The sequence below is a fragment of the Sinomonas humi genome (genome assembly GCF_000802235.1).
Taxonomy (GTDB): domain Bacteria; phylum Actinomycetota; class Actinomycetes; order Actinomycetales; family Micrococcaceae; genus Sinomonas; species Sinomonas humi.
This window is the reverse complement of sequence record NZ_JTDL01000049.1, coordinates 1-581: the sequence shown is the minus strand read 5'-3', so window position 1 is coordinate 581 and position 581 is coordinate 1. Positions and strand designations below refer to the sequence as shown.

1 protein-coding gene is annotated in these 581 nt (G+C 67.5%); it reads left to right on the top strand.

Annotation, left to right across the window (positions count from 1 at the left end; all coding sequences use genetic code 11):
- Positions 1-289: 289 nt before the first annotated feature.
- A partial coding sequence (locus LK10_RS04185) for a thiamine pyrophosphate-binding protein (protein WP_043120406.1) occupies positions 290-581 on the top strand: 292 nt, incomplete at its 3' end.

Genomic DNA, 581 nt, shown 5'->3' with positions numbered 1-581 from the left:
CCCGCAGCTGCGGGCTGGTCACGACGTCCTCGACTTCCATGACGGACTTCGCGGCCACGCGCAGCAGGACGTCGGCTGCCCTCAGGACGGCGTCGACCTGCTCGTGCTGCCCCCGGAATCCCTTGTTCTCCACGGCCCCAGTATCCCCTCGCCCCTTGCGTGGCCGCAAAGCTTGCGCCAGCACACGAGTCCCGGCAGTCCTTCCAGCAGTCGTTCCAGCAGTCCTTCCAGCAGTCGTTCCAGCAGTCGTTCGAGCAGTCGTTTCCCTTTGGAATAGGAGAGTGAGCCCATGCCATCCCAGACAGTCGCCGACTACCTTCTGAGCCGCCTGCGCCAGTGGGGTGTGGAGAACGTGTTCGGCTTCCCGGGCGACGGGATCAACGGGATTCTGGCCGCGTTCGGGCGGGCCGATGACAGGCCCCGGTTCGTCCAGGCCCGGCACGAGGAGATGGCCGCGTTCGAGGCGGTGGGGTATGCGAAGTTCACCGGCCGGGTCGGGGTGTGCATGGCGACCTCGGGCCCGGGCGCGATCCACCTGCTCAACGGGCTCTACGACGCCAAGCTCGACCACGTCCCGGTGG